Genomic DNA, 26,891 nt, shown 5'->3' on the forward strand with positions numbered 1-26,891 from the left:
TAATCCAATTGCAGCAGTCTTTGAGTTCATATTGATATTTTATTATTTAAATACCAAGATACAAGATAGTATGAAGTTTGTTTTTAGAACAAAAAAATGCGCACATTTAATCAAATGTGCGCCAAGTCTACAAAGGAGAAATAGAGGAGAAACTGTTGAACCAAATATGCAATTGATTCAACAGTTCCTATTATCCATACTCTAAAATTTAAAGTCAATGTATTAATGGTAAATTTTTGATAAAAATGACATTACAATCAAGATACCAACAATACCACAACAAGATGATGATTTATATAAATTATTTTCACACAAAACAGACAATTGAATCATGCCTTCATTCTAAATTCATAATAATGAACACACATAAACAATATAAAAAATCTGATGAATATCAAGTCTCGGCAGCATGAATCAGCCAAAAAATAGACAAAAAAATGCGCACATTTAATCAAATGTGCGCCAAGTCTACAAAGGAGAAATAGAAGAGAAACTATTAAGTAGGTCATTGCAACCACTCAATGAAAGCTATTATGAACATTAACGAAGCTTCTGTCAAACAATATTTTCGATTTATTATTTAAAGTTATGTTAACTGAAAAATAAACGTTTTAAAACATCAAAATATTGTTGTTTTATTTTCGATTAAATTCAAATATAATCAAATTATAGAAAAATATGAATTTATAATTCTTAAATGAACAATTGCAGTCGTTTTAAGCACCATTTCATGGTTTAAAAAACGAATTCACACTCACAAAAACAACAAAGCGCCCTGTAAGCCACAGAACGCCTTGGATTTTTCTCAAATAGAGAATGATTCGAAACCGAACTTATTACGCTTGCGAACCACCGACAATCAAACCAGAATCGATACGCAAAGTAGGCTGACCCACACCCACAGGGACGCTTTGACCTTCTTTACCACACACCCCCACGCCGCTGTCTAAAGCCATATCATTGCCAATCATAGAGATATGATTCATGACATCGGGGCCATTGCCAATGATGGTTGCGCCTTTCACAGGGTATTGCAGCTTACCGTTTTCAATCCACCACGCTTCTGATGCAGAGAATACAAATTTACCACTGGTAATATCCACTTGACCGCCACCGAAATTCACCGCGTAAATGCCTTTGTCCACCGAAGCCAAAATTTCCTCAGCATCATACTCACCATTGGCCATAAACGTATTGGTCATACGAGGCATCACCGTCGAAGCATAGCTTTCACGGCGACCATTACCTGTGACTGCCATGCCCATCAAACGTGCGTTGGTTTCGTCTTGCAAATAGTTTTTCAAAATGCCGTCTTCAATCAACACCGTCGCTTGCGTAGCATTGCCCTCATCGTCCAAAGTCAAAGAACCACGACGTTGCTCAATATTGCCTTGATCAATCACCGTCACACCTTTGGCCGCCACTTGTTGACCAATTTTGTCTGAAAACGCGCTGGTTTGCTTGCGGTTAAAATCGCCTTCCAAACCATGGCCAACCGCCTCATGTAACAATACGCCCGGCCAGCCATTGCCCAAGACAATTTTCATGGCACCTGCAGGCGCAGGACGCGACTCTAAATTCACCAAAGCTTGACTCACCGCTTTGTCCACATAATATTGCACCATATTGGTATCAAAATAAGCAAAATCGAAGCGACCACCGCCGCCACTGCTGCCTTGCTCACGACGACCGTTTTGCTCCACAATCACCGTCACCGACAAACGCACCAATGGACGCACATCCGCTGCATGACGCCCATCTAAACGCGCCACATATACAATGTCATGCTCACACGCCAATGTCGCCATCACTTGTACCACGCGAGGGTCTTTGGCTCTGGCTAAGCATTCCACTTGTTCTAATAATTTGATTTTTTGTGCCGCATCCAAAGAATGCATCGGATTGGCCAATGAATATTGCACTTTGGCTTCGGCTATCACACGCGCACCACAATGGGCATTGCTTTGACCTTGGCGAGCAATGGCACGCACGGTACTGGCCGCTTGTTGCAAACTGGCCAAATGAATGGAATCGGCATAAGCAAAAGCGGTTTTATCCCCAACAATTGCACGAATACCAAAACCTTCATCGATGTTAAACGTACCACTTTTAACAATGCCTTCTTCCAATTGCCAGCTTTCAAATGCCGAATGTTGGCAATAGACGTCGGCGAAATCAACTTGATGCTGCCCTACTTCAGACAAGACTTGGTCCAATACTGCTGCGGAAATGTCATTGCGCGCCAACAAATGTGCGCTGGCGTGCTGAAAAACGTCATGGGTGTTCATTGAATTCGCAATCCAAATCTAAAGATAATTAGGGTCTATTGTAACGGATTTCATTCAATCTCAACGAAAGCGGCCTGTAATAAACTTTATGATGCCCATCATCAAAAACAATGTTTTGCACATTTTCAATTTCAACATCACAAAGCCGCTTGTTGCAGATGCACACAAGCGGCCTGTAAATCGTCAGATTCAATGCTTATTTGGCACAAGCACTGCGCTGCAAGCGACCATAACGACCCAAAACTTCTTGAATCCGGCTGACATCTTGACCGCTGACATCGCTGAAAGTCACAGTGTAATTGGCAGAAGTCAACGCAGCGGCTTCTTCATTACCACGCTCATTGATAACCACACCCGCCACACCTGCCGCAATGGCACGTTGGCGCACAGCTTGCGCTTTATCAGCACTGCTAAACACACCCAAAGACAAACTGGCACCTTGCACTGTGGCGTTAATGCCTGCTTTATTCAAAGCAGCCATCGACTCTTCACTGCTGCCTGCTGCCAAAACTTGGTATTGCAATTTAGGCTTTTTGGTGGCTTGTTTGTTTTCTACCACATTGCGTGCTACGGCATGACGATAACCACCAATAAAATTCTTCAAGCGGTGATAAGCATCTTCAGGCAATGTAATTTGTGCCGAACAATTTGGCGCTATTTTAGCTGCCACCACAGGCGCGGCTTCACGGCGTATATTTTGAGATGGCGCAGCCGAGATGTGTGCCGCTGGCGCTGCTCCAGTAGTGGTATTGGCAGTTGTTTCAGCCGCAATCCCTGTACCAATAGGCACAGCCACCACCGCAGGACTTTGAGTAGGACGGTTACCATTCATTTTTTGTGTCACCACATTGGCAAACACTGCAATATTCAAAATAACCAATATCGCAAACAACCATTTCAATAATTGCATGTATGCTCTACCCAGTTTTTTAATCCAAATAAAACCAAATTATCCACAATTTGCACAGCACTGTCTAAAATTAACGCTTTGGGCAGGTGTTGTTCGATTTTTGCCGCACCGCCGCCAGTTAAAATGATGTCGACCTTGCCACCTTGTTGACGCTCTTTCAAACGCTGTTGCATCAAAATCACCGCACCACAAGCAGCGTCTTGCATGCCGCTTGCCAAAGCATTAGATGTGGATGTGGCAAAAGGATACGCTTTGCCAATAGGCTGATTCAAATTGGCTGTTTTGACCGCCATCGCTTCTTTCATCAAATTGAATCCCGGCATAATACTACCGCCCAAATAATGATGGTCTTGCGTCACTGCATCAATAGTGATGGCTGTACCACACGACACCACCACACAAGAATTTTGACTGAACAAACGACTGCCCAAAACATTGAACCAACGATCAGAGCCATGTTGTTGGACTTTATAATAATGATTGGTCACACCCAAAGCATGACGCATAGATGGCAACCAACGAATTGAGCGGCCTGAAGCAGCTTGTTCCACTGCTGCAATTTTTTTCGCACCACACACCGCACAACCCAAAATAGGAAAATCTCGAGGAAATTGACGCAAAAAATCAGCGAACGCTTGCAAATTGGCATATGGCGCACGTCCACCAAAATGCAATTGACGGTCTTGGTCAACCCAAGCCCATTTTAATTGGCTGTTACCACCATCTAATAACAAATAACGAGCATCTTTTTTATGTGTTGCAGTTAAAACCATTGGTTGACTCTTGTGTTGCTGATTGTCTGAATTGTGAACGCCAGTTTCTGGCAAAATGGGCATTATTGGTGCCGCATCGTGAAGGCGGCGTACTGAAATCTCACCTTGTCTGTGAATTTGAATGTGTCCTTGGGCATTTTGCAGTTGCAGGCCGCCCAAAGTGTCCACGCCAACAATCATACCACTGTCAACACACTCGCCACGCTCATACACCACCACTTCTTGACCCACATCACGCAATTGCTGCACATAAGCGTCCTGAAAGGCCAAAAAACCTTGCTCAAAAAAGCGTGGCAAATCGCGGTTTAATTGTTGCAGCAATGCACTTAAAAAAGCCACGCTGTTAAATTGTGGCTGTTGCGCTTGGCACGATGTCGCCAAATATTTCACATCTTCGTGCAGCGGCAACATGACATTCATGCCAATGCCAATAACCGCATGAAAACGCTCACCACGAATTTTGCTTTCCACCAAAATGCCGCCAAGTTTCAAATCACCCACCACCACATCATTAGGCCATTTTAACTGAGCTTGTATGTGTTGTTGCGCCAAAACTTGTTGCACCGCCAAACCGACAATCAAAGGCAAAGACGCAATATGCGCATTGTTCAAAGGCAGGCGATAAGCCAAACTGAACATCAACGCTTGTCCTGCTTGATTGTGCCAAGTACGCTGCATGCGTCCACGACCTTGACTTTGGCTCAATGCCACCACCGCTTGCTGATGAATGTCTTGCCCTTCTTGCCAATGCTGCCACAACACATCATTGCTCGATGTGGTTTCGGCCAGCGCTTGAACAGCAAAACCCGTCTCCAAGCCAATTTGTTGCGCTTGCAATGGCGACACTACCGCCATTGCCGCCTTAAATTGCCACCAACCATCTTGTTGGCGCAAGTTTTTTTTGGCATATTCAGGCAATTGATGGGCATATACGTTCAATTGTGCCAAGTCGCAAGACAACGCCGCAGCCAAATCTTTGACATGATGCGCTTTGCCATCCGCCAATTGTGCCCACAATGCCCAAGCTTTTAGCGGCAAGGCTTTCACTTTTGCGCCTCACGGATTTTTGCCAATGTTTGCGTGGTCGATGTCGCATGTTCAAATGCAATCGACACCACTTTGCCGCCACGCGCTTGGGTTTCTTGGGATCCGACAATATTCTCTATTGCCCAATCACCACCTTTCACCAACACATCAGGCTTGACCAATTCAATCAAATCCGCTGGCGTATCCGCATCAAACCATGTCACCACATCCACGCTTTGCAAAGCTGCCATCACCGCCGCGCGATTTTCCAAACCATTAATGGGTCTGTCATCGCCCTTGCCTTGACGCTTGACTGAAGCATCGGTATTCAAAGCCAATACCAAAGAGCCGCCCAAAGCGCGCGCTTGTGCCAAATACGTCACATGCCCACGGTGCACAATGTCAAAACAACCATTGGTAAACACAATCGGACGTGGCAAATGCGCCAAGTGTTCAGCCAAAGTTTCAGGTGCGCAAATTTTTTGTTCAAACTCAGGTGGTGGAAATTGTTGCATGGTTTTTCTTTCACAAAGACAGCAAGCGGCCTGTAAAGCTTACAGGACGCTTGCTGATTCATTTATCACAAAGGCATTTTAAAGGGTTTGAAACGATGTGGTAGCAAAAGTTTGTCCATTTTCGAGCATCACCGTTTGCTCGGGCCATCTTAACGCAGCCAAATGGTATTTCGATTGGCTCTCAGCAATATCAGAGCGGCGATCGCGCCAACGTGCACCTACTGAAAAATCAATGCAATACACATTTTTTTGAGCACCAAACCACTCACGACCATCGGCAGGCATCAAACCTGCATGACGGTGAGTGGCCTCGATTTTATTTTGCCACAAACGCCAATAATGACCCATGATGACAGGCACATCATCATGGTAATTGTTCCACCAAGCTGAGCGGCCTGTAAAACGCCAGCGCGCACCTGAGTAAAATGGCGTCTCAACGGCTTCTTCGCTACCTGACAACAAAGCCCGCACAGGATTTTGACGCCAACGGCTCAAATCAAATTCGGTATAACCTTTGAGCAAAGGCGGATTTAACTGTTCTTGCCCCAATACCGCTTCATACGCATCGTATTCTTGTAGATATTGTGGGTACCAAACGTCTTGATTCACCAATTCATGGACATGGTTATCAAAATAATGGTACCACTGCGAGACATTTTTCTCAGATGACAAAGCCTTCAATTGCGCCACAGATTCAGGCAACCATGCAGCATGCACCAAACGCAAATCGTCACGCTCTAAAATCACAGGCCATGTTTGCAATTGCTCTAATAAAGCGGCACGATGCTCTACTGCCAAGCGTTGATAAGGCTGGTATTGCTCATCTTCAGGAATGCGACTGTCAAAAAACCAAGCCGAACCATCTTTAGGGTCGCCTGCCAAAATATTGACTTCATGGTTGCCCAAAAGACTTAACACACCATGTTGCTCACGCGCACGATTGACCCAAGCCAAAGCCGCAGGCGAATCAGGACCTCGATCGCACACATCACCAATAAAAACCAAACGACGACCTTGTGGGTGTTCGCCGCGTTCGTCATAACCCAAATGGGTCAATAATTGTTGTAACACCGCCCACTCGCCGTGCACATCACCCACAATGTCCAACGGTCCACTAGGTAAAGTTTGAATGAATTGATTGATTGGCATAAATACTCCATTGTCCTTTAATAGGACTGGTTGTTATTATTTAGTTCATATTATTGTGTTTACATACTAGCACGCGCCTTTTCTTGCGCCAAAAAAAACCGCACCAAATGACTGGTGCGGCCCCTGAAGTCCAGAGTAGAGAGAGGTTCTTTTACTCGACACGCTCGCCGTGAGTAGTGATGTCCATACCTTGACGTTCGTCTTCGGCATCGATGCGCAATCCTACTGTTTTATCGATGATTTTTAACAAGACAAAGCTCACCAAACCGCTATAAACCACTGTAATGATGATGCCTTCAATTTGTGCAAACCAATTCACTTCTGCACCACTGATGGTTGTCGATACAAAAACACCTGTTAATACCGCACCAATGATGCCGCCAATACCGTGAATGCCGAATGCATCCATAGAATCATCGTATTTCATCATTGCTTTGAGTTTGGTTACGGCAAAGAAACAACCTGCTGCTGTTAACAAACCAATTGCCAAAGCAGGAACGGGTGCCACAAAACCTGCCGCTGGCGTAATGCCCACCAAACCCGACAACGCACCTGAAGCCAAACCCAAAGCCGATGGTTTTTGACCAAACAATTTCTCACACAACATCCAAGCCAAAGCACCGCCCGCTGTTGCCACTTGCGTGGTCACCATCGCCATACCTGCGCGGCCATCAGCTGCACCTGCAGAGCCTGCATTAAAACCAAACCAACCTACCCACAACATGCCCACACCAATCAAGGTCAAAGTCAAATTGTGTGGTGCCATTGGTTCTTTGCCAAAACCCAAGCGTTTGCCCACCAACATACAGCCAACCAAACCTGCAATACCCGCGTTGATGTGGACTACCGTACCACCTGCATAATCCAATACGCCATCTGCTGCCAACCAACCATCGCTGCCCCAAACCCAGTGTGCCGTTGGTGCGTACACAATCAACACCCAAAACGTGATGAAAATCATGATGGCAGAAAATTTCATGCGTTCCGCAAAAGCACCCGTAATGATGGCTGAGCTAATGATGGCAAACGTCATTTGGAAGAAGAAAAATACGCTTTCAGGAATGGTTGGCAAACCCGGATAAATCGTCAATTTTTCGTCTTCTGCAATGAACGTCATGCCTTGCAAAAACACGCGGTCAAAGCCGCCTAAAAAGCCATTATTAGGCGTGAACGCAATGCTGTAACCGACAATCATCCACAGCACCGATACCAACGATGCCACCGCAAAACTTTGTACCATCATCGCCAACACGTTTTTCTTGCGTGCCATACCACCGTAAAACAACGCCAAGCCCGGCAAGGTCATAAACAATACCAATGCTGCCGAAATCATCATCCACGCACTGTCACCCGTATCCAAATTGGCAACAGGTTGCAACCAGTCCGCCGTACCATTGGCCATCGCCGCCGCAGGCACTGTCAACACCGCTGCCGCCACCCATTTTTTTACATTACATAAAGCCATGTTCATTCTCCCTTACAAAGCATCTGCGCCGACTTCAGACGTACGGATGCGAATCACTTGATCCAAATCGAAAACAAATACCTTGCCATCGCCAGTTTTGCCTGTGTAAGCGGCCTGAACAATGGCTTCACACACTTGTTCAACCATCTCAGCACTCACAGCAGTTTCAATTTTGATTTTGGGGAGAAAATCCACAGCGTATTCTGCGCCGCGATAGATTTCTGTGTGTCCTTTTTGACGACCAAAACCTTTGACTTCGGTCACGGTCATGCCAGAAACGCCCAATTCGGTCAGTGCTTCACGCACTTCATCCAATTTAAACGGTTTGATTACCGCACTGATCAATTTCATGTGTCACCTCTCAAGCAAGATATATTGTCTGCCCTACTGCTTGGTCTTGAGCCTGCCATGCCAAACAGTTGGTGTGGTCTTGTATAAAACGATTGATGTGTTCGTATTGCGGCGCCGCAATGTTCTATTCAACATACCTGTGCTTTTTTTGCGCTGCAATATTTTTCACATCACAACAATCAATTCGCCACAATCTGCTCATTCTGATTCACAATTTGAAACTAACATTATTTTACAAATGCAAATACAGCCCTTTATTAAAATTAAATTGCATTTTTATTATTTTTAATAAATTTAATCTCGAAAAATCTTTTTTTTTAAAATAAAAGTCTATATGATAGGTAAAAATAAAAACAACAATCACTCGAGAACCGTCTCAATTTATTGCCAAATTGAGCATAAATCACTTTTCCCTGTATCCTTAACTTGTGTTCGGTGGTTATATTCTCATTGTGAATATTTCAATCGAAATAATATTCAAAACAATTAAAATCCATTTAATAAAGACGATAAAAAAAGCGTCCTGTAAGTTACAGGACGCTTGTTTGAGTTTCAGATAAAGTACCGATTAGCTGCGATATTCGGCATTGATTTTCACATAATCATACGAAAAATCGCAGGTGTACATTTTGCCACTGGCATCCCCTCGCGCCAAATCCACCGTCACGGTAATGTCGCTTTGCTGCATCACTGCCGCACCTGCCTCCTCCACATAACTTGTCGCACGTCCGCCTTTTTCAGCCACCAACACGTCTCCCAACCACATTTGCACTTGCGACACATCCAAGTCCTCAATGCCCGCATAACCAACCGCGCACAACAAACGACCCAAATTCGGATCGCTGGCAAAAAACGCGGTTTTCACCAATGGCGAACGGGCAATGGCATCTGCCACCAAACGCGCTTCTGCTTTGGTTTTGGCGTGTTGTACGTCAACCGTGATGAATTTGGTTGCACCTTCGCCATCGCGCACAATCGCTTGCGCCAATTCCAAAGACAAATCCAATAAGGCCGCTTTAATGGCTTCGTAAGCCGCGCCTTCTGTTGCGGTTATCACAGGCAAAGCCGAGGTGCCTGTTGCCATGATGATGAAGCTGTCATTGGTCGAAGTGTCGCCATCAACGCTGATACAGTTAAAGGTTTCGTCCGCCACTTCTTTGACCAACACTTGCAACACCTCTTTGGCAATCGCCGCATCGGTAGCCACAAAACCCAGCATCGTCGCCATATTGGGATGAATCATGCCCGAACCTTTAGACATGCCCGTAATCTTGATGCTCACGCCATCTATGTCAATTTGGCGACTGCCTGATTTGGCCACCGTATCAGTCGTCATGATGGCAGCTGCCGCCACATCCCAATGTACAGGCTGCACATTCGGAATCACCGCAGCAATTTTTTCATACGGCAATGGCTCTAAAATCACGCCGGTTGAAAACGGCAATACTTGCTTTTCTGCACAACCAACATGAGACGCTACTGCTTGACACACCGCGCGCGCGCGCATCAAACCATCCGCACCCGTTCCTGCGTTCGCGTTGCCTGTATTGACCACCAAAGCACGAATGTCGGAACTTGGTAACAATTCTTGGCACACCCGCACAGGCGCAGCACAAAAACGGTTTTGAGTGAAAACGCCAGCAACTTGTGTTTCAGGACGCAATACCAACAAAGTCACATCGTTGTGATTGGCTTTTTTCACACCAGCTTGACCTACAAACAAATCCACACCCTCAATGGCCAACAATTCTTGGGCGTTTTTGGGTTTCAAATCAACTGCCATAACCGTTTTTCCTTTATTCATCATTTTCTGTGTACGCAACATCTGTGCAAGCTGCGTTTATACTACTTTTTTTTGCCAACGCACAGAGCCTACCGTATAAAACAGCATCAAATACTTGCGAGCGGTCTATGGCTGATGCAGTATGTATTGATTGTGATTTGAATCTAAAGGATGTTGCTATGCTGGTCGTTGCCATAGATGTTGATGCCCAACGCACGTTTACCCCATTGTGTCCGAATGAATTGCCCGTCACAGGTGGCGATGAAATCGTGGGTCAATTGAATGCGCAAGCCGCTTTGGCACATTTGCGCGTGTTAACCAAAGATGCCCACAATCCCAACGCCGCTTGGGTGGTCGATAGCCATGATAAAATCGGCACGCCCATTGGTTTACCCGATTCGGACATCGGCTGGGTGCGCCATGCCGAAGTCGGCACCGATGGCTTCAAAGCCTTGCCCGGCTTGCCTGAACCTGAACAATATGATTTTTTGGTTTACAAAGGCGTAGAAAACCACATGCACCCTTATGGCGCCTGTTACCACGATTTGGCAGGACGCATCAGCACAGGTTTATTGGAATGGCTCACCGTCAAACAAGCCACACATATTTTTGTGGGCGGCTTGGCAACCGATTATTGTGTCAAAAACACCGTATTACAATTGTGTGCTTATTCAAAAAATTGGCAAGTGTGGGTGAATTTGGGTGCGTGTCGCGGCATTGCAGACGATACCGTCATCACCGCCATTGAAGACATGCGCCTAGCAGGTGCACAAATCGTAGACGATAGCAGCCAATTGCCTACTTAATTTAAATCATTTGAATCATCTAACAAGCGTCCTGTAAAGCTTACAGGACGCTTGTTTGGTTTGGTATTTTCATCCGAATATCACTCATCAAAACCACTGCGGCAGTAATTTTTTTCAATTTCATCGCACCCTTTTGAAGATTCACAGTCTATTGCATCTCAATGTCATTTACCCTAATAACATAAGGATTATCATATGTCTGCCAAACTGTTGATGCTCGTCGGTGATTATGCTGAAGATTACCAAGTCATGGTGCCATTTCAGGCCTTTTGGGCAATTGGCTATCAAGTTGATGCCATTTGCCCAAACAAATCCACGGGCGATGTCATTAAAACCATCATTCGCAATCTGGCCAGCGATCAAGTTTACAGTGAACAATCCGGTCATGATTTCACATTGAACGCTGACTTCAATCACATTAATACAAGTGAATATCAAGGTTTAATCATTCCAGGCGGTCGTGCGCCTGAATATTTACGCTTGAATCCCAAAGTCATCAATATTGTACGTGAATTTGATGCTGCCAAAAAACCGATTGCCGCAATGTGCCATGGTGTACAGGTGTTGGCGGCGGCACGGGTGATACACAATCGCTATATTGCTTCTTTTCATACCTGCGCCCACGACATTCACCTTGTTGGTGGCAAATACATCGAAGTGCCTAATGACAATGCAATGGCCGATGGGCATATTATTACCGCACCGTCTTGGCTGGCACAACCTGCTTGGATGGCGCAATTGTTGATGGCTTTGGGTACTAAAATTGAAATTCCATAACAAAGCGTCCTGTAAACATTTACAGGACGCTTATCAGTTTTATTTTGGTTACAACACCATTACATATTTAACACTGCATCGGTTTTGGCGGCACAAATAAAATCATTTTTGTGTAAGCCGTTAATGGCATGCGTCCACCATGTAATGGTCAAACTGCCCCATTCCAATAATAAAGCAGGATGATGGCCTTCTGCCTCTGCCAATTCTGCTACTTTTTGATGCGCTGCCCATGCTTGTTTGAAATTTCTAAATGAGTATTGACGCTGCAACTGCATCACACCATCGACCACAATTGGCTGCCAATCGGGAATTTGACGCAATAATTCAGGCAATTCTTGTTCGTCTACTTGCGGTGCGCCAGCTTGGCACGCTTCACATTGCATTTGGTTCAAAGTTTCGGTGGCGCTCATTGAAGATTTCCTATTGATAATCATGTAAATGGTTTAATGGCTGATGGCTTCAGGCAAAGGAAACAAGCCCAAAGCTTGGGCTTTGCGCACTTCGCTCATGATGTCGATATGAGCCAAATCATACAAATCGTTGACGTCAGTTAAATGGTAATAAATCGGTTGCAATACATCAATGCGATAACGGGTGCGCAATACATCGGACAAATGGAACATGCGGCGCTCAGGCACTTGAGAGGCAAAAGCATAATCGGTTTCTTGCGGCGAAGACAAAATACCACCACCATAAATCTTGCGGCCTTGTGAGGTTTCGAGCAAACCGAATTCCACAGTAAACCAATACAAACGCGCCAAATATGCCCGCTCTTGCTTGCTCGCTGCCATGCCTAACTTACCATATTGTGCGGTAAAATCTGCAAACGCAGGATGGGTCAACATGGCACAATGCCCAAAAATTTCATGAAAAATATCAGGCTCTTGCAAATAATCCATGTCTTCAGGACGGCGAATAAAGGTCGCTACTGGAAATTTGCGCTCAGACAACAATTTAAAAAAGCGGTCAAAACTGATTAAAGCAGGCACTTCCGCACATTGCCAACCTGTCGCTTGGTACAAAACACGACTAATGTCTTGCAAATTGGGAATATGGTCTTGTGGCAAATCTAAGCGTTCCAAACCCAACAAATATTCATCACAAGCTTTGTCTTGTAAATGGCTCAATTGACGTGTCAATAAACGTTGCCAAGTCTCATCTTCCACCTCAGTCCATGCAATATGACCATGTGCATCGCTTTGTTTGGCAGTGTAAACGTGTTGCGTTTCCATCTCAGGCTCCTGAGTATGTAATTATTTTAATAATATGTTTTTTAAAAACATATAAATTCATATTTTTATATTTTTTTAAATTTATACATTACAAAATTAAAATTATCAACACTATTAAACCAACAATAAAATAAAAATATCTCTAAATCTCCTTAAAACCAATCCATCCATGCAAAAAAACCCAACAACCATCAGGTTCTTGGGTTAGATACAGCTCAAACACATCGGTTCTGACCAGCCACTTACATGCTTTTCATCAGTGGCAATTATCCCAACATAAGGGCTTTCCATACATATCAGCATCAAAAGGCATCGAATCAATCACAGCATAATCAGCCAAAAAAACAGCGCCCTGTCAATTTACAGGACGCTGTAGTGTCAAAAATGCCGCTTAATCTGCATCCACCACATAAGTCTTGGCAATCAAATCTTGCAAAGTTTGGCGATTGCGATCAATCAAGAACAACATCACCAAGCACGCAATCCAAAAACCAAACTGTATGATGCCGCCAATAAAAGGAATCATGGCAATCACGGTCAATGCCAAATTAGGTACGATTTCGCGCATCAATACCACGCCTTTGAAACCTGGATTTTCTCCTTCTTCATCCACCACTTTGATTTTCATGATACGTTTGCCCAAAGATTGACCTGTTTTACTCATCAACACCGCTTGAAAAATCAAAAATCCCAAAATCAACACACCGCCTAACATTGTCAGACCAATACCAAAACCACTGAGCTCGGGTTGAATATTGCTCTCAGGATTCATGCCTGAATAGCCGCCAGCTATTTCAACCACGCCCCAAATCAAAGGAATATAAGCCACCGCACCAATCAAATAATTGAGAATATAAGCTGCGATACGCTTACCTGGATTGGCGAGCTCAAACTCATCGTAATCATCCTCAATATGGCTTTTTTCTAGTTGGGTGGATTGATAAATTTCCTTAAAGTCTTGCATGGTGGACTCCTCTATCGATTTTAATCTACATTCAAAGCATTTTTACAACGACATATTGTGATTTTAACATCAACGTAAAAACTGGCTCGCTCATCCATCAACATCATCAATATTGCACTTACAGCCGCTATTTTAGGTTAATTACTATTACATTCCAATAAAATAACAATCATTCTCAAAAAAAACATTTCATATTCAAAATGAAAACGATTTCCCGACAATTCTGATAATTTATTAAAATATTTTCACTGTTTTCTGCAATTTGAACGCATTTTCGGTTATGATTTTCGATTCGTATCCATATGTGAAAAATTATCCCGTTTAAGGAGCAAGAAGTGAAAGTTGGTTTTGTTGGTTGGCGTGGTATGGTGGGTTCTGTCTTGATGCAACGCATGCAAGAAGAACAAGATTTCAAACACATTCCGGAAAGCGTGTTTTTCACGACATCGAATGTCGGCGGCACTGCTCCTGATTTCGGTCAAACGGAAAAAACTTTGCAAGATGCCAACGACATCGAAGCATTGGCAAAAATGGACATCATTGTCACATGCCAAGGCGGCGATTATACCAAAGCGGTATTTGAACCTTTGCGCACAACTGGCTGGGATGGTTATTGGATCGATGCGGCTTCTTCTTTGCGCATGAAAGACGACGCAATCATCATTTTAGACCCTGTTAACCGTGATGTGATTGATGCAGGCTTACAAAACGGCGTGAAAAACTACATCGGCGGCAATTGTACCGTCTCTTTGATGTTGATGGCTTTGGGTGGCTTGTTCCAAAACGATTTGGTTGAGTGGGCTTCTAGCATGACTTACCAAGCGGCTTCTGGCGCAGGTGCTAAAAACATGCGTGAATTGATTTCAGGTATGGGCGCCATTGAAAACGAAGTGGCGGCTGAATTGGCAGATCCAGCGAGCGCGATTTTGGAAATCGACCGCAAAGTATCAGACTTCTTGCGCTCAGATGCTTATCCAAAAGACAATTTTGGCGTGCCATTGGCAGGTAGCTTGATTCCTTGGATTGATGCGGACTTGGGCAATGGCCAATCCAAAGAAGAGTGGAAAGGCGGCGTTGAAACCAACAAAATTTTGGGCAACAGCGACAATCCAACCGTCATCGACGGTTTGTGCGTACGCGTGGGCGCAATGCGTTGTCACAGCCAAGCAATCACTTTGAAATTGAAAAAAGATTTGCCTATCGAAGAAATCGAAGCATTATTGGCTTCTGCCAACGATTGGGTGAAAGTCGTTCCTAACGAAAAACAAGCATCTATCGAAGAATTAACCCCTGCTAAAGTGACAGGCACTTTGTCTGTGCCAGTGGGTCGTATCCGCAAAATGGGTATGGGCGGCGAGTATATTTCTGCGTTCACCGTCGGTGACCAATTGTTGTGGGGCGCGGCTGAACCATTGCGTCGCATGTTGCGCATCGTTTTGGGCAATTTAGACCAATAATTTGGTCAATTTTGAAAAGCCTGAATCTGTTTCAGGCTTTTTTTATACCCATGTTTACGCAAATTCACTTACAGGACGCTTGAAATATGGATAGTTTGCTTATATTTTTAAAGCCTGTAACAGCATATTTTTAATTAAAAGACAGGGCTCATACATGCGTTATCTTGGTTGGTTGTTTCCGGCCTTTTTGATATTAGAAGTGGTTTCCATCGTCATGGTCAGCCAATGGTTAGGTATTTGGACTTTGGTATTGATGGCTTTGCAATTTTTCACAGGCATCTTTTTAATGCGCAATTTGGGTTTTTCCAGCGTGTTGATGGCAGGTGAAACCTTGCGTAAAAATCCACAAGGCTTGTCCGTGTATCAATTGATGTGGCCGATTCGCTTTATCATTTCTGCCATTTTGCTCATTAGCCCGGGCTTTGTATCGACAGCCATTGCCGCAGGTCTGATGTTGCCATTAAAAGGTGGTCCCAAAACCAATATCGGCTCAGAACAAGCCCAACAAGCGTATCAACAATACCGCCAACGCCAAAACAACCATGCCGATGGTGATATTATCGATGGTGATTACAGCGAAGTGAAACCATCACCTTCACGCCCATCCAATGATGTGCCACGCATCGAACCTTAATCTAGTTAGATTCCAACAAGACTCACCCAATATACAGGACGCTTCAAGCGTCCTGTATACCATTGCAATATAGCAACCTTTCTTAAAACAGCCTAAAATACCGTTTTAATCCCATTTAACCCACGTTTGTTATCCGACAGCGCTGTGTTTGTAAGTTGTGAAGACCTAACCATGATTGCACTACGTCCACTGATTTTAACCATTGGCACCTGCCTCTTATTGCAAGGCTGCGTTACCTCCTTGGTCACCGCACCCGTAAAAGCGGTTTATACCGTTGGCAAATACACCGTTAAAGGAACTGCCGCTGTCGTTGGTGCCATGATTCCCGATGGCGATGACGATAAAGACCAAGACAAACATGCCAATGATTCAAAGCCACTTCCACAAGAGTAAGCCCAAGTATTGGCATGCTGCGCTTAAAAAAAAACAGGACGCTTCAAGCGTCCTGTCAATATATGATTAATCAATCTGGTTTGTTTTGATGTGTTCTCAATTGCTTGATAGCAAAATACATCATCCATGCATACATCGCCAATGGAAACACCTGCATCCCCATAAAATAAGTGTCAAACTCAGGTTTGGTTTGAATATCATAAATGCTCAAGCTCACGGTCGCACCGAAAAATACCAAGCCTGCAAACGCACAAAAACCCTGCACTTTTGGCATGCGTTGATTGCCTGTAATCAAAGTCAAAATACACAAACCGATACCGCTGATACACAGCAAAAACCACATGATGTAAACACCCATTTTTCATTTCCTTTTTTTAATGACCTGACGTTGCCTGCATCGCAGCCACACACATCCAACACACAAACAATGCCGGATACATGATTAACACCATCGGCATTGCCATAAAATACACCCATTTTTGCGCTTGGCGCACATGGTAAAAATAGACCAAACGGTGTGCATAACAAAATAAAAATGCCACCCAAGCGGTTAAAGCATAGACAGCACTTTCATCCAAATCCAACAAATAGCACCACATGCCTACAACCGTTACAGGCACCGACACCAACAATAACAGCAACGGCCACATAGGTGGTTTTGTCATCTGCCAACACCTTGACACAAAGCTCGCATTTTACCTCACCCACGTCAACGTATGGGCATGGCAATATGACCAGTTAACAATTGTTTGAGCATCCACAACCAATCTCGTTTGGTTAAAACAGGTCTTTGCGTGAACACATCATATTCAACCGCCATCAGTTTACGCACAATGCGCTCGCCACCCAACACAATCATGCTCAATTCCCAACGCAAGCGACTGGGTAATTTGCCAATCAAAGGTGAGCCGTCCTGTAACATTTGAAAAGCACGCTGACATTGTGCTGCCATCATATTTTGAAACGCAGGTGTGAGCTTGTGTTGCGCAATGTCAGACTCAGACACATGAAATTGCTGCAAACTCGTTTGCGGTAAATACACACGGTTTTTTTGCCAATCAATCGCCACATCTTGCCAAAAATTAATCAACTGCAAAGCGGTACAAATGGCATCGCTTTGCTGCAAAGACTGTTCATCATTGACACCATACAAACACAATAACAAACGCCCAATTGGATTGGCAGAACGACGCGAATAATCGACCAATTCGTCAAATTCTTGGTAACGCTTTTTCACCACATCTTGGCGAAAAGCATCCAGTAAATCTTCAAACAATGCTGTTGGCAATTGATGTGGCGCAATCGCTTCATCAAGCAAACGCTGCATCAATGCACTTACAGGCCGCTTGCCTTGTTCAATCAAAAGCAATTCATCGCTCAAAGCTTGCAAATTAGCCAAGCGCACTTCATCGCTGTCATCGCCCTCATCGGCATAATCATCCGCCACGCGAGAAAACGCATAAATGGCATGGATAGGACGGCGCAAATGTTTGGGTACCAATATCGAACCAACAGGAAAGTTTTCGTAATGATCTACTGCCATAGCCTGCTTTCTTGTTTTTTCAGCTGCTCGTATCTCATTAAAATTCTAATGGATATTTGCTTTTTCAATATGCATAAAGGCGTCCTGAAATGGTTTCAGGACGCCTTCAATCCTATTTTTTAATGCGAACGCAATTGGCTCAAAAATTGTTTGGCACGTTCGTGTTTTGGATTGGTGAAAAATTCTTCTGGTGTCGCCTCTTCGATGATTTCACCATGATCGACAAATACCACTCGATCGGCCACTTCTCGCGCAAAACCCATTTCATGCGTCACACACATCATGGTCATGCCACTCAAAGCCAAATCCTTCATCACTTTCAACACTTCGCCAATCATTTCAGGGTCTAGCGCCGAAGTTGGCTCATCGAACAACATCACTTTCGGTTGCATCGCCAAACCACGGGCAATGGCAACACGTTGTTGTTGACCACCTGACAATTGACTCGGGAAAGATTCGGCTTTGTGAGCCAAACCCACTTTTTCCAACAAACCCATAGCCAATTCACGCGCTTCGGTTTCTTTCATGCCACGCACTTTCATAGGCGATAACATGATGTTGTCAATGGCGCTTAAGTGTGGGTACAAATTGAAATGCTGAAATACAAAACCTACTTCTGCACGCAATTTATTCAAATCGGTTTTGTGATCGTTCACACACACACCATCGATGTAAATATTGCCTTCTTGAATGGTTTCCAATTGGTTCACTGTACGAATCAACGTCGATTTGCCTGAACCAGACGGACCACACACCACCACCACTTCACCTTTGGCAATTTCCAAATTCACACCATTAATTGCGTGTAAATCCTTGCCAAACCATTTGTGGATATTTTCAAAACGGATCATTGCATCAGCCATGGTTCATCCTGTCTTCAAACGTTTGCTGCGTTTTTGCGCAACAAATAATTACTCAATTGAACATATTCTTCTGGAGCGACGTGTTCCGCACGCAAAGTTGGGTCTAATCCCACTGCGGCAAAATCTTCGTCGTTCATCCATTCTTTTAAATTGTTGCGCAAAGTCTTGCGGCGTTGTTGAAACGCTTGTTGCAACATGCGACTCAAATGATTGAAATCATCGGCAATGCCAATACGACCTTTATTGGGAATCATACGAATGACAGCTGAATCTACTTTTGGCGCAGGGTCAAAAGATTCAGGCGGCACATCAATGATTTTTTCCATCTCAAAATAGTATTGCAACACCACACTCAAGCGACCGTAATCATTGGTTCTGTGTTCGGCAACCATGCGCTCTACCACTTCTTTTTGCAACATGAAATGCATGTCTACCACTTCATCTGCCACTTCCACCAATTGGAACAACAATGGCGTGGAAATATTGTAAGGCAAGTTGCCCACAATTTTTTTCATGCCAGCAATGCTGCGAAAATCCAATTGCAACACGTCGCCTTCATGTATCACCAATTTATCGGCAAATGGCAAACGTTTCAAACGTTTGATGATGTCACGGTCAATTTCCACCACATGCAATTGTTTCAGTGGACGCGCTAAAGGCTCGGTAATCGCTGCCAAACCAGGACCGATTTCAATGACCACATCATCCGCTTGCGGACGCACTGCGTTGACAATATCGCTGATAATGCGCGTGTCTTGTAAAAAATTTTGCCCGAATCGTTTGCGGGCTTTGTGTTCTGCCATAACTTCCTTCTACCAACTTTGAGCTTGGCTCAAAGCCTTGTTTATGCAATCACTTGCAGTGTACCAAAAATCAACACACCATAACGTGCAAATTTGCCTATTGTCAGCATTAACGCGCTCAAAAATACATTCAAACGCAACCAACCTGCCGCAATAGCCAAACCATCACCAATAAATGGCACCCACGACATCAATAAAGCCCAATAGCCATATTTGTAAATCCACGTAATCATTTTGTCAGGCGCACGGTGTTTGTGTGGCAATAAGCGTCCCATATAATACGAAACCACCCCACCCATGCTGTTACCGATGGTAGCAATGAGCCAAGCCCAACCCCACCATTGCGGATGTTGGTGTATCATCGCCACCAACACCACGTCGGACGTCCCTGGCAAAATCGTTGCCGAGCTAAAAGCCGAAAACCACAAGCCTAACCATTGCCACCAAATTTCATTCATCATCCACGCTCACTTTGAGCAATCGTAATTTCCATGGTCGCAATGATATCCGCGCGATGGTCTCGCTCTGATTGGCTGTAACCACCAAAATCATCGCTGTTTTTGATGTGATTCCAATCCGTTGCCGCATAAACAGCTTGGCGATATTGTGTGGCATCTAAGGTTTCAGCCACAAATGCCTCCGCCAAAGCCACTTCTTTGTCCCACCAAGGGTATTTTTTGCTGTCACGCAAACTCTTCGCAAACTTCCATGCTTTGGCTCGCGGCGAAATAGATTCTGAAGCAAACCATGATTTCATGCTGATTCCTTTTACAGGACGCCTCTTTTATCAGGCATCTTTTGACATGGTATTATAACTGTATTGATGACGGACAACATACATGAAAACAATCTTCATTACTGGCTGCTCTAGCGGCATCGGCTATGCCACCGCCCACTTACTCAAACAACAAGGCTGGCGTGTGATTGCAAGTTGCCGCCAAGCGCAAGATGTACAACGCTTACAAAGCGAAGGCTTGGAATGTCTACAAGTAGATGTGCGCTGTTCTGAAGATTACCGTGCCGCCATCGCTTACATCCAACGAGAAGTAGGCACTTTGGACGCGTTTTTTGCCAATGCAGGCTTTGGGCAAAATGGTGCGGTCGACGATGTGTCTTTGGCTGCAATCAAAGCCCAATTCGATACCAATGTCTTTGGCACTTGGGATGGCATTTTGCACGTTTTGCCCTTGTTTCGCCAACAAGGTTTTGGACGAATTTTGGTTAATTCCAGTGTTTTGGGTTTTGCTGCCATGTCTTTGCGTGCGCCATACAACAGCAGTAAGTTTGCTTTAGAAGGCTTGTGTGACACTTTGCGTTTGGAATTACATGGCACTTCTATTCACGTCAGCTTATTGCAACCGGGTCCCATCAAAAGCCGTTTTCGTGACAATACCTTGCAACATTTTTTAGCCCATGTGAACCCAGATTCCCCTCATGCCAATTACACAGGTTTGCTCAAACGCTTGCGTGGCGAAGGCAAACCTCATCCTTTGGCATTGAGCAGCGAAGCTTGTGCTGCCGTATGCGCCCAAGCTTTAAATACCCCTCGCCCCAAAGCCCGTTACCGTGTGACGATGGTAACCCATAGCTTGGCCTATTTAAAACGAGCGCTACCGACCGTCCTTTTAGACCGCCTGTTAATTGGCGGCAATGACAAAGCCTAACCTTATCAAGATACAGAAAGATGTGATTTATGGATTTATTTTTAGCCTCAGGCAGCCCTCGCCGTTTGCAATTATTACAACAATTGGGTTTTCAAGCCCAAAAAATCAGCAGTGACATCGATGAAACGCCACATGACAATGAAGATGCCCAAGCTTATACCGAACGCATGGCATGGCAAAAATCAGAACAGGCTTTAGAATTATTCACTCAAGCACATGGGCAAGCCCCTGCCATCCCTGTTTTAACCGCAGACACCTCAGTGGCCGTTGATGGCCAAATTTTGGGCAAACCTAACGACCGTCAAGATGCTTACCAAATGCTCAAACAACTTTCAGGCCGCTCACATCAAGTCATCAGCGCAGTAGTCGTTTGGCATCAAGGTACACGCCACCGTACCACTCAAATCAGCGATGTGACGTTTAAAACTTTGTCAGATGCAGAAATTTATGCTTATCTTGCCAGCGGAGAAGCCGACGACAAAGCGGGTGCTTATGGCATACAAGGCTTGGCAGCGGTGTTTATCAGCCATTTAGATGGCAGTTTTAGTGGCGTGATGGGCTTGCCTTTGTTTGAAACCACACAATTATTACAGTTGTGCCATTTGAATTGCCTCGACATCTAAATCAAGACAATTGACACCATGATGGCGAACACGGTAAAACACTTGCCATCGTGGTAACTCACACGATATTTACAGTATTTTATTTGAATATTTCAGGACGCTTGATAAGAACACTAAAATAGCGTTTTTATCATGCCAAATGCGCTTGTAAAATATCGATCATGTCCCCATCAAATAAAGTATGGCAATCCATCTTAATGGCTATCGAGCGGTTAATTTGTTGTTACACGCCTGATAAAAGCTTGTGATAAGATGAAGCGCAGCCAAGTAGTGTCGTTTGTTAAGTATGTTGCACTTATCGCATACTCAACAAACCACATTGAAAATCAAAGGACGACCATGTTGCAAAATGCTATTGCCTTGGCTAAGGATGTGCCACGCCCACCTGAAACGGTTCTCGTTAACGTCACTCCCCAAGAAACCCGTGTTGCTATTTTAGAAAATTCAACTGTTTGTGAATTGCATATTGAGCGCAACTCCGATCTTGGTTTGGTTGGTAATATTTATTTAGGCGTGGTCAAGCGTGTTTTACCAGGCATGCAAAGTGCTTTTATCGACATTGGTTTAGACCGTGCTGCCTTTTTACATATTGTTGATATCTTAGAACAACGCCAACAACCCACTGAAACCCAACGCATCGAGCACATGTTATTTGAGGGTCAAAGTGTCATGGTGCAAGTCATCAAAGACCCAATTAACAGCAAAGGCGCTCGCCTTTCTACCCAAATTTCATTGGCAGGTCGCTTTTTGGTTCATTTACCACAAGATGAACACATTGGTATTTCACAGCGAATTGAAGATGAAGAAGAACGAGCTTTATTGCGCAAGCGCTTGGAAGACTTGTTGCCAGAAGACTCTTGCCACGGTTATATCATTCGCACCAGTGCCGAAACCGCTACCGATGCAGAGTTACAGGCCGACATCGATTATTTAACTCGCTTATGGGACAACATTCGCAAGCGCAGTAAAACCGTGAAGCCCGAAACCTTGTTATACCAAGATTTGCCTTTAAGTCGCCGTGTTTTGCGTGACATGTTCAGCGACAACACCCAACGCATCTTGATTGACTCCACTGAAAACTACGAGTCCATGCTCGAGTTTGCACAAATGTATGTGCACAATGCCGTCAATAAAATTGAAAAATTCGATGGTGCGCGCCCCTTGTTTGAAACTTATGGTGTCGAAGACGAAATTGGCAAGGCTTTGCAACCGCGCGTGAATTTGAAGTTTGGTGGTTATTTAATCATAGACCCAACCGAAGCCATGACAACCATAGATGTCAATACTGGCGGCTTTGTGGGTACGCGCAATTTTGACGAAACCATTTACAAAACCAATTTAGAAGCTTGTCATGCCATTGCGCGCGAATTGCGTTTACGCAATATTGGCGGCATTGTCATCATCGATTTCATCGACATGGAACAAGCCCAACACCGCGAATCGGTTTTAAATGAATTGACCCGTGTTCTAAGTCTAGACCGCACCCGCGTCACCTTAAACGGCTTTACCAGCTTGGGTTTGATTGAATTAACGCGCAAACGCACACGCGAAAGCCTCAGCCATTTATTAAGCGAGCCTTGTTCTTGTTGCAAAGGACGTGGCACTGTCAAAACAGCACAAACAGTTTGTTACGAAATCCAACGTGAAATTGTCGGTGAAGCACGCCGCTACAAAGCCAACAGCTACAAGATTTTAGCTGCCCAATCGGTAATAGATTTGTTTTTAGACGAAGAGGCGCAATCTTTAGCCATGTTGATTGATTTCATTGGCTCGCCTATCACCTTGGCAGTTGAAACCTCATACACACAAGAACAATTTGACATCATTTTGATGTAGTCCAATTGGAGAACAAATCTTGACGGCAGCACACACACCAGAGCAAGTTTGGCAAACCATTTTAGCCGAAACAGTTGAAGCAGTTGAAAATGAACCTTTATTAGCCAGTTTTTTACATCTTAGCGTTTTACGCCACAGCTCTTTTGATCGTGTTTTGGCGTTTCACCTGTCTAGTAAATTGGCCAGTGCAGTGATGGATGCGCGCACATTGTATGAAATGTACCACCAAGCTCTGAAAACCGATACCACCATTCATGATGCTGCCATTGCAGACATCATTGCTTACTATGAGCGCGATCCTGCTTGTGATGCGTACTCTTTACCTTTGTTATATTTCAAAGGTTATCATGCAATTCAAGCACATCGAATTAATCACCATCTGTGGCTACAAGGTAGAAAGACATTGGCATACTTCTTGCAGAATCGCTCTTCAGAAGTATTTGGTGTAGACATTCATCCTGCTGCTACATTTGGTAAAGGTATTATGATTGATCATGGTACTGGTATTGTGATTGGTGAAACAGCGGTTTTAGGTGATGACATCTCTATGTTACATGGTGTGACTTTAGGTGGTTCAGGCAAAGAGTCTGGTGACCGCCACCCTAAAATTGGCAACGGCGTCATGATAGGTGCTAATGCCTCAGTTTTGGGCAATATTAGAATCCATGAATGTGCCAAAATTGGTGCTGGCAGTGTGGTTGTTAACGATGTTCCTGCTCGGACTACAGTGGTAGGCGTACCTGCCAAAGAGGTGGGGAAATTAGGTTCTATTCCTTCTCAAGAGATGGATCAAACCTTATCATAGAGGTCATGATATACAAATAAAAAAAGCCCTCAATCTGCGGAACCAATTGCAATAATAAAGTCAACTTTGATACCAATCTAGATTATCTCAATAATCTGTATTAGATTGATTGAAAGATGATTTTAGTATGATACTATGAGAATGTACGGTTTTGAGGCTTATTGATTTCAGGCCATTACCAATGACTATTTATGGAATTAAAAACCGTCAATATCAACGACATTTTCATTGCATCACCTTTGTAGCAGACCTTTTAATTTATTTATGCAACGAAAAGGATTTACCATGAATTTTGATAAAACAATCACTGAATTATTGAATGTAGACGGTGCTCTTGCGGCTGCAGTTGTAGATTATTCAAGTGGCATGTTGCTTGCAGGTGGCGGCACAGCTTCTATCGATTTGGAGATTGCAGCAGCTGGCAATACTGAGGTGATGCGCGCAAAAATGAAAACCATGGGCATGCTAGGCTTAAATGATGTCATTGATGACATCTTGATTACACTGGGCGAGCAATACCATTTGTTGCGTCCTTTGCAAAAACATGATGGTTTGTTTTTGTACCAAGTATTGGACAAGGGAAAATCCAACTTAGCCTTGGCGCGCCGTGCCTTACGCGATGCAGAAAAACACTTAGCTTAATTGGTGTTTTCTAGATTGTCTTCGTTTCTACACTCGCCTCGGTAATATATTATTGCCGAGGCTATCTTGCTTGAGCGAGAACAAATGTCCGCTAAAAATTTAAATATAAAACTGAATTTGGTTGGTTTCAACTCAGATTTAACCGATAAGTTTACCAAACAAATTGATGCTATTAACCGCATGAATACAGCTCAAAACCATCTCCAATACCGTTGGGAGATTGGTCAAAACGCATACCAATGTCAGGTACATTTTGTCATTGATTCAACATTACCACATTACCTCCACCAGTCTAAAGCCCCTATCTTAAGCAATCAAGACCTTGTGGCGGATAATTTCATTCCTTGCCCTCACCCTATCACCACTTTTGATTTGATTGATGTTTTAAAAAATATTGAACAAGTCTTTTTTACAGAACCGCCTGCTCAACATTCTAACGTCTCAAGCGACAAACCCAATATCACTTTTTGGCGTGATGGTGCGATGATTGTCCCTGCTAACACAGAAGAAACTCTTACACCCCCAAATCAGACCAATAACAATAAAAAAACTGATCCCACTCAAACCGAGGAAGACAAGCCGGTTTTTTATACTTATGGCTCATTTCGAAAAAACCAAACCACACCACAGCCCAATGCGACTGAAACAGCTCAAGAAGCCACTTCAACCAAACAAAACACCCAAATCCCATCCAATGGTACAGACAGTTTATCTGCGTCTTCTAAAGTATCTTCAGAAACCAAGACACATGAAAACTCAAAAGAAAAATTCATTTTATATGGTAGTTTAAAAAATAATACCAATCAAAAAAAAACAACTGACCTAGCTTCCTCTCAAGAAAATACGCCAGCTGAAGACACAAATCATAAAAATTCAGACAATGTCGCTCACCCTCAGATTGACATAAACTCAAGCACCAACCCATCTGTATCTACCGAACAGACTGTTGTAATCCCTACGATTGAAACCCAAGTCCAAGATGTCTGGGAAAGCCTGTCTCAACAAAACAGCGGTATGATTTGTCTTAAAAAATTGGGTGTTTATGTAGATTATGATAATCAAATGATTGCAGCTTCTGTCAATCATGCAAACGAGTTGGCTAACATCTTGCTTCAGGTTAATACTGAGCCAGCAGAAACAACAAATAATATTCCAAATACATTAAAACATTTTTCATTACCAGCAGTCTTATGGTCATATGGCTTGCACACACCAAAATGTGATGAAAAAAGTCAAAACTTGGATTTGGAAAACCAAGAATGGAAACTCAAGGGTTTCCCAAGATTTGGTCAATGGGAAACACATCCCACTTGGTTATTTTTAGCGACTTTATTTGCTCAAAACTATCACAGTATTTATGCTGCACAAGCCAAAGGAAAAGCATCTCACCAACAAATCAAACATTTTATTTATGCTGCACATTTAGCAGGCTTAACTTGGCAAACCCAAGCACTACCTCAAAGCACAAAACAACAACAAAATTCATTACAAAAAAATGCGTCTGAAAAATCATCATGGATTACCAGACTGCGCGAAAAGCTACATACTAATGAACATTTTGAATCATCTTTAGATTAATTTATCGATAT

29 protein-coding genes are annotated in these 26,891 nt (G+C 43.8%); 11 read left to right on the plus strand and 18 right to left on the minus strand.

Features of this window, described 5'->3' with window-relative positions:
- Positions 1-836: 836 nt before the first annotated feature.
- The 8 genes from tldD to argJ form a co-directional block, all read right to left on the minus strand.
- On the minus strand, positions 837-2,288 hold the full coding sequence (gene tldD, locus H150_RS0105595; protein ID WP_019958072.1) for a metalloprotease TldD: 1,452 nt from the start codon (positions 2,286-2,288) through the stop codon (positions 837-839).
- Positions 2,289-2,484: 196 nt separating this feature from the next.
- Positions 2,485-3,198 carry a hypothetical protein gene (locus tag H150_RS0105600; protein WP_019958073.1) on the minus strand — a complete coding sequence of 238 codons (714 nt, stop codon included), beginning with the start codon at positions 3,196-3,198 and terminating at the stop codon, positions 2,485-2,487.
- The gene (locus tag H150_RS15310) at positions 3,186-5,018 is read right to left on the minus strand and encodes a biotin--[acetyl-CoA-carboxylase] ligase (RefSeq protein ID WP_019958074.1); all 1,833 of its coding nucleotides are present in this window, start codon (positions 5,016-5,018) and stop codon (positions 3,186-3,188) included. The genes H150_RS0105600 and H150_RS15310 overlap by 13 nt, the downstream gene beginning before the upstream one ends.
- Positions 5,015-5,512: a D-glycero-beta-D-manno-heptose 1-phosphate adenylyltransferase gene (gene rfaE2, locus H150_RS0105610; protein WP_019958075.1), complete on the minus strand. Its 498-nt coding sequence runs from the start codon at positions 5,510-5,512 to the stop codon at positions 5,015-5,017. The genes H150_RS15310 and rfaE2 overlap by 4 nt, the downstream gene beginning before the upstream one ends.
- A 78-nt stretch (positions 5,513-5,590) precedes the next feature.
- The gene (locus tag H150_RS0105615; protein ID WP_019958076.1) at positions 5,591-6,661 is read right to left on the minus strand and encodes a metallophosphoesterase; all 1,071 of its coding nucleotides are present in this window, start codon (positions 6,659-6,661) and stop codon (positions 5,591-5,593) included.
- A gap of 151 nt (positions 6,662-6,812) precedes the next feature.
- The gene (locus H150_RS0105620; protein ID WP_019958077.1) at positions 6,813-8,126 is read right to left on the minus strand and encodes an ammonium transporter; all 1,314 of its coding nucleotides are present in this window, start codon (positions 8,124-8,126) and stop codon (positions 6,813-6,815) included.
- A 12-nt stretch (positions 8,127-8,138) separates the two neighbouring features.
- Positions 8,139-8,477 (minus strand): P-II family nitrogen regulator, encoded by a 339-nt coding sequence (locus H150_RS0105625; protein ID WP_019958078.1) that lies wholly within the window; start codon positions 8,475-8,477, stop codon positions 8,139-8,141.
- A gap of 568 nt (positions 8,478-9,045) precedes the next feature.
- Positions 9,046-10,260, minus strand: coding sequence for a bifunctional glutamate N-acetyltransferase/amino-acid acetyltransferase ArgJ (gene argJ, locus H150_RS0105635; RefSeq protein WP_019958080.1), 1,215 nt, complete (start codon positions 10,258-10,260; stop codon positions 9,046-9,048).
- Between the two features lie 182 nt (positions 10,261-10,442).
- Between argJ and H150_RS0105640 the strand changes: the two genes are divergently transcribed.
- The gene (locus H150_RS0105640) at positions 10,443-11,066 is read left to right on the plus strand and encodes an isochorismatase family protein (protein WP_026353506.1); all 624 of its coding nucleotides are present in this window, start codon (positions 10,443-10,445) and stop codon (positions 11,064-11,066) included.
- A 195-nt stretch (positions 11,067-11,261) separates the two neighbouring features.
- Positions 11,262-11,843: a DJ-1/PfpI family protein gene (locus tag H150_RS0105645; RefSeq protein WP_019958082.1), complete on the plus strand. Its 582-nt coding sequence runs from the start codon at positions 11,262-11,264 to the stop codon at positions 11,841-11,843.
- A gap of 59 nt (positions 11,844-11,902) precedes the next feature.
- Here the strand turns inward: H150_RS0105645 and H150_RS0105650 are convergent, their stop codons facing one another.
- The 3 genes from H150_RS0105650 to H150_RS0105660 all read right to left on the minus strand — a co-directional run bounded on the left by H150_RS0105650 (position 11,903) and on the right by H150_RS0105660 (position 14,039).
- Positions 11,903-12,253, minus strand: coding sequence for a 4a-hydroxytetrahydrobiopterin dehydratase (locus tag H150_RS0105650; RefSeq protein WP_019958083.1), 351 nt, complete (start codon positions 12,251-12,253; stop codon positions 11,903-11,905).
- Positions 12,254-12,286: 33 nt separating this feature from the next.
- Positions 12,287-13,075: a phenylalanine 4-monooxygenase gene (gene phhA, locus H150_RS0105655; RefSeq protein ID WP_019958084.1), complete on the minus strand. Its 789-nt coding sequence runs from the start codon at positions 13,073-13,075 to the stop codon at positions 12,287-12,289.
- Between the two features lie 391 nt (positions 13,076-13,466).
- Positions 13,467-14,039: an RDD family protein gene (locus tag H150_RS0105660; protein WP_019958085.1), complete on the minus strand. Its 573-nt coding sequence runs from the start codon at positions 14,037-14,039 to the stop codon at positions 13,467-13,469.
- Positions 14,040-14,374: 335 nt separating this feature from the next.
- Here H150_RS0105660 and asd point away from each other — a divergent pair, with 335 nt between their 5' ends.
- From asd to H150_RS0105675, 3 genes are all read left to right on the plus strand, one after another.
- Positions 14,375-15,496, plus strand: coding sequence for an aspartate-semialdehyde dehydrogenase (asd, locus tag H150_RS0105665; RefSeq protein ID WP_019958086.1), 1,122 nt, complete (start codon positions 14,375-14,377; stop codon positions 15,494-15,496).
- 154 nt (positions 15,497-15,650) lie between these two features.
- Positions 15,651-16,130 carry an FxsA family protein gene (locus H150_RS13825; RefSeq protein ID WP_019958087.1) on the plus strand — a complete coding sequence of 160 codons (480 nt, stop codon included), beginning with the start codon at positions 15,651-15,653 and terminating at the stop codon, positions 16,128-16,130.
- A gap of 171 nt (positions 16,131-16,301) precedes the next feature.
- The gene (locus H150_RS0105675) at positions 16,302-16,523 is read left to right on the plus strand and encodes an NF038104 family lipoprotein (protein WP_019958088.1); all 222 of its coding nucleotides are present in this window, start codon (positions 16,302-16,304) and stop codon (positions 16,521-16,523) included.
- Between the two features lie 70 nt (positions 16,524-16,593).
- Here the strand turns inward: H150_RS0105675 and H150_RS0105680 are convergent, their stop codons facing one another.
- The 7 genes from H150_RS0105680 to H150_RS0105710 form a co-directional block, all read right to left on the minus strand.
- Positions 16,594-16,881 (minus strand): hypothetical protein, encoded by a 288-nt coding sequence (locus tag H150_RS0105680; protein WP_019958089.1) that lies wholly within the window; start codon positions 16,879-16,881, stop codon positions 16,594-16,596.
- A gap of 16 nt (positions 16,882-16,897) precedes the next feature.
- Positions 16,898-17,188, minus strand: coding sequence for a hypothetical protein (locus H150_RS0105685; protein WP_026353507.1), 291 nt, complete (start codon positions 17,186-17,188; stop codon positions 16,898-16,900).
- 44 nt (positions 17,189-17,232) lie between these two features.
- Entirely contained in the window at positions 17,233-18,066 is an 834-nt protein-coding gene (hpnC, locus tag H150_RS0105690; protein WP_019958091.1) for a squalene synthase HpnC, read from the minus strand.
- 119 nt (positions 18,067-18,185) lie between these two features.
- The gene (locus H150_RS0105695) at positions 18,186-18,917 is read right to left on the minus strand and encodes an amino acid ABC transporter ATP-binding protein (RefSeq protein WP_026353508.1); all 732 of its coding nucleotides are present in this window, start codon (positions 18,915-18,917) and stop codon (positions 18,186-18,188) included.
- 26 nt (positions 18,918-18,943) lie between these two features.
- A complete protein-coding gene (gene rsmA, locus H150_RS0105700) occupies positions 18,944-19,732 on the minus strand; it encodes a 16S rRNA (adenine(1518)-N(6)/adenine(1519)-N(6))-dimethyltransferase RsmA (protein ID WP_019958093.1) in 789 nt (262 codons plus the stop codon).
- A gap of 41 nt (positions 19,733-19,773) precedes the next feature.
- Positions 19,774-20,193: a YqaA family protein gene (locus H150_RS0105705; RefSeq protein WP_019958094.1), complete on the minus strand. Its 420-nt coding sequence runs from the start codon at positions 20,191-20,193 to the stop codon at positions 19,774-19,776.
- Entirely contained in the window at positions 20,190-20,489 is a 300-nt protein-coding gene (locus H150_RS0105710) for a hypothetical protein (protein WP_019958095.1), read from the minus strand. Before H150_RS0105710 ends, H150_RS0105705 begins: the two co-directional genes overlap by 4 nt.
- An 82-nt stretch (positions 20,490-20,571) precedes the next feature.
- Between H150_RS0105710 and H150_RS0105715 the strand changes: the two genes are divergently transcribed.
- The 6 genes from H150_RS0105715 (at position 20,572) to H150_RS0105740 (ending at position 26,880) form a co-directional block, all read left to right on the plus strand.
- Positions 20,572-21,396, plus strand: coding sequence for an SDR family NAD(P)-dependent oxidoreductase (locus H150_RS0105715; protein WP_019958096.1), 825 nt, complete (start codon positions 20,572-20,574; stop codon positions 21,394-21,396).
- Positions 21,397-21,425: 29 nt separating this feature from the next.
- Positions 21,426-22,019: a Maf family protein gene (locus H150_RS0105720; protein ID WP_019958097.1), complete on the plus strand. Its 594-nt coding sequence runs from the start codon at positions 21,426-21,428 to the stop codon at positions 22,017-22,019.
- A 339-nt stretch (positions 22,020-22,358) separates the two neighbouring features.
- Positions 22,359-23,855, plus strand: coding sequence for a ribonuclease G (gene rng / locus H150_RS0105725; protein ID WP_019958098.1), 1,497 nt, complete (start codon positions 22,359-22,361; stop codon positions 23,853-23,855).
- Between the two features lie 19 nt (positions 23,856-23,874).
- Positions 23,875-24,660, plus strand: a complete 786-nt coding sequence (gene cysE / locus H150_RS0105730) for a serine O-acetyltransferase (RefSeq protein ID WP_019958099.1) — start codon at positions 23,875-23,877, stop codon at positions 24,658-24,660.
- A 285-nt stretch (positions 24,661-24,945) separates the two neighbouring features.
- Positions 24,946-25,302: a hypothetical protein gene (locus H150_RS0105735; RefSeq protein ID WP_019958100.1), complete on the plus strand. Its 357-nt coding sequence runs from the start codon at positions 24,946-24,948 to the stop codon at positions 25,300-25,302.
- Between the two features lie 84 nt (positions 25,303-25,386).
- Complete coding sequence (locus tag H150_RS0105740) at positions 25,387-26,880, plus strand: hypothetical protein (protein ID WP_019958101.1); 1,494 nt, start codon at positions 25,387-25,389, stop codon at positions 26,878-26,880.
- Positions 26,881-26,891: the final 11 nt, after the last annotated feature.

Origin of the sequence: Vitreoscilla stercoraria DSM 513 (genome assembly GCF_000382305.1) — a bacterium.
Taxonomy (GTDB): Bacteria; Pseudomonadota; Gammaproteobacteria; order Burkholderiales; family Neisseriaceae; genus Vitreoscilla; species Vitreoscilla stercoraria.

Excerpts from the sequence above, each read along its gene's own strand:
- tldD (WP_019958072.1), bottom strand. The coding sequence starts at position 2,288 with ATGAACACCCATGACGTTTTTCAGCACGCCAGCGCACATTTGTTGGCG.
- H150_RS0105600 (WP_019958073.1), bottom strand. The coding sequence starts at position 3,198 with ATGCAATTATTGAAATGGTTGTTTGCGATATTGGTTATTTTGAATATT.
- rfaE2 (WP_019958075.1), bottom strand. The coding sequence starts at position 5,512 with ATGCAACAATTTCCACCACCTGAGTTTGAACAAAAAATTTGCGCACCT.
- H150_RS0105615 (WP_019958076.1), bottom strand. The coding sequence starts at position 6,661 with ATGCCAATCAATCAATTCATTCAAACTTTACCTAGTGGACCGTTGGAC.
- H150_RS0105620 (WP_019958077.1), bottom strand. The coding sequence starts at position 8,126 with ATGGCTTTATGTAATGTAAAAAAATGGGTGGCGGCAGCGGTGTTGACA.
- H150_RS0105625 (WP_019958078.1), bottom strand. The coding sequence starts at position 8,477 with ATGAAATTGATCAGTGCGGTAATCAAACCGTTTAAATTGGATGAAGTG.
- argJ (WP_019958080.1), bottom strand. The coding sequence starts at position 10,260 with ATGGCAGTTGATTTGAAACCCAAAAACGCCCAAGAATTGTTGGCCATT.
- H150_RS0105645 (WP_019958082.1), top strand. The coding sequence starts at position 11,262 with ATGTCTGCCAAACTGTTGATGCTCGTCGGTGATTATGCTGAAGATTAC.
- H150_RS0105650 (WP_019958083.1), bottom strand. The coding sequence starts at position 12,253 with ATGAGCGCCACCGAAACTTTGAACCAAATGCAATGTGAAGCGTGCCAA.
- phhA (WP_019958084.1), bottom strand. The coding sequence starts at position 13,075 with ATGGAAACGCAACACGTTTACACTGCCAAACAAAGCGATGCACATGGT.
- H150_RS0105660 (WP_019958085.1), bottom strand. The coding sequence starts at position 14,039 with ATGCAAGACTTTAAGGAAATTTATCAATCCACCCAACTAGAAAAAAGC.
- H150_RS13825 (WP_019958087.1), top strand. The coding sequence starts at position 15,651 with ATGCGTTATCTTGGTTGGTTGTTTCCGGCCTTTTTGATATTAGAAGTG.
- H150_RS0105675 (WP_019958088.1), top strand. The coding sequence starts at position 16,302 with ATGATTGCACTACGTCCACTGATTTTAACCATTGGCACCTGCCTCTTA.
- H150_RS0105680 (WP_019958089.1), bottom strand. The coding sequence starts at position 16,881 with ATGGGTGTTTACATCATGTGGTTTTTGCTGTGTATCAGCGGTATCGGT.
- H150_RS0105685 (WP_026353507.1), bottom strand. The coding sequence starts at position 17,188 with ATGACAAAACCACCTATGTGGCCGTTGCTGTTATTGTTGGTGTCGGTG.
- hpnC (WP_019958091.1), bottom strand. The coding sequence starts at position 18,066 with ATGGCAGTAGATCATTACGAAAACTTTCCTGTTGGTTCGATATTGGTA.
- H150_RS0105695 (WP_026353508.1), bottom strand. The coding sequence starts at position 18,917 with ATGATCCGTTTTGAAAATATCCACAAATGGTTTGGCAAGGATTTACAC.
- rsmA (WP_019958093.1), bottom strand. The coding sequence starts at position 19,732 with ATGGCAGAACACAAAGCCCGCAAACGATTCGGGCAAAATTTTTTACAA.
- H150_RS0105705 (WP_019958094.1), bottom strand. The coding sequence starts at position 20,193 with ATGATGAATGAAATTTGGTGGCAATGGTTAGGCTTGTGGTTTTCGGCT.
- H150_RS0105710 (WP_019958095.1), bottom strand. The coding sequence starts at position 20,489 with ATGAAATCATGGTTTGCTTCAGAATCTATTTCGCCGCGAGCCAAAGCA.
- H150_RS0105715 (WP_019958096.1), top strand. The coding sequence starts at position 20,572 with ATGAAAACAATCTTCATTACTGGCTGCTCTAGCGGCATCGGCTATGCC.
- H150_RS0105720 (WP_019958097.1), top strand. The coding sequence starts at position 21,426 with ATGGATTTATTTTTAGCCTCAGGCAGCCCTCGCCGTTTGCAATTATTA.
- rng (WP_019958098.1), top strand. The coding sequence starts at position 22,359 with ATGTTGCAAAATGCTATTGCCTTGGCTAAGGATGTGCCACGCCCACCT.
- H150_RS0105735 (WP_019958100.1), top strand. The coding sequence starts at position 24,946 with ATGAATTTTGATAAAACAATCACTGAATTATTGAATGTAGACGGTGCT.
- H150_RS0105740 (WP_019958101.1), top strand. The coding sequence starts at position 25,387 with ATGTCCGCTAAAAATTTAAATATAAAACTGAATTTGGTTGGTTTCAAC.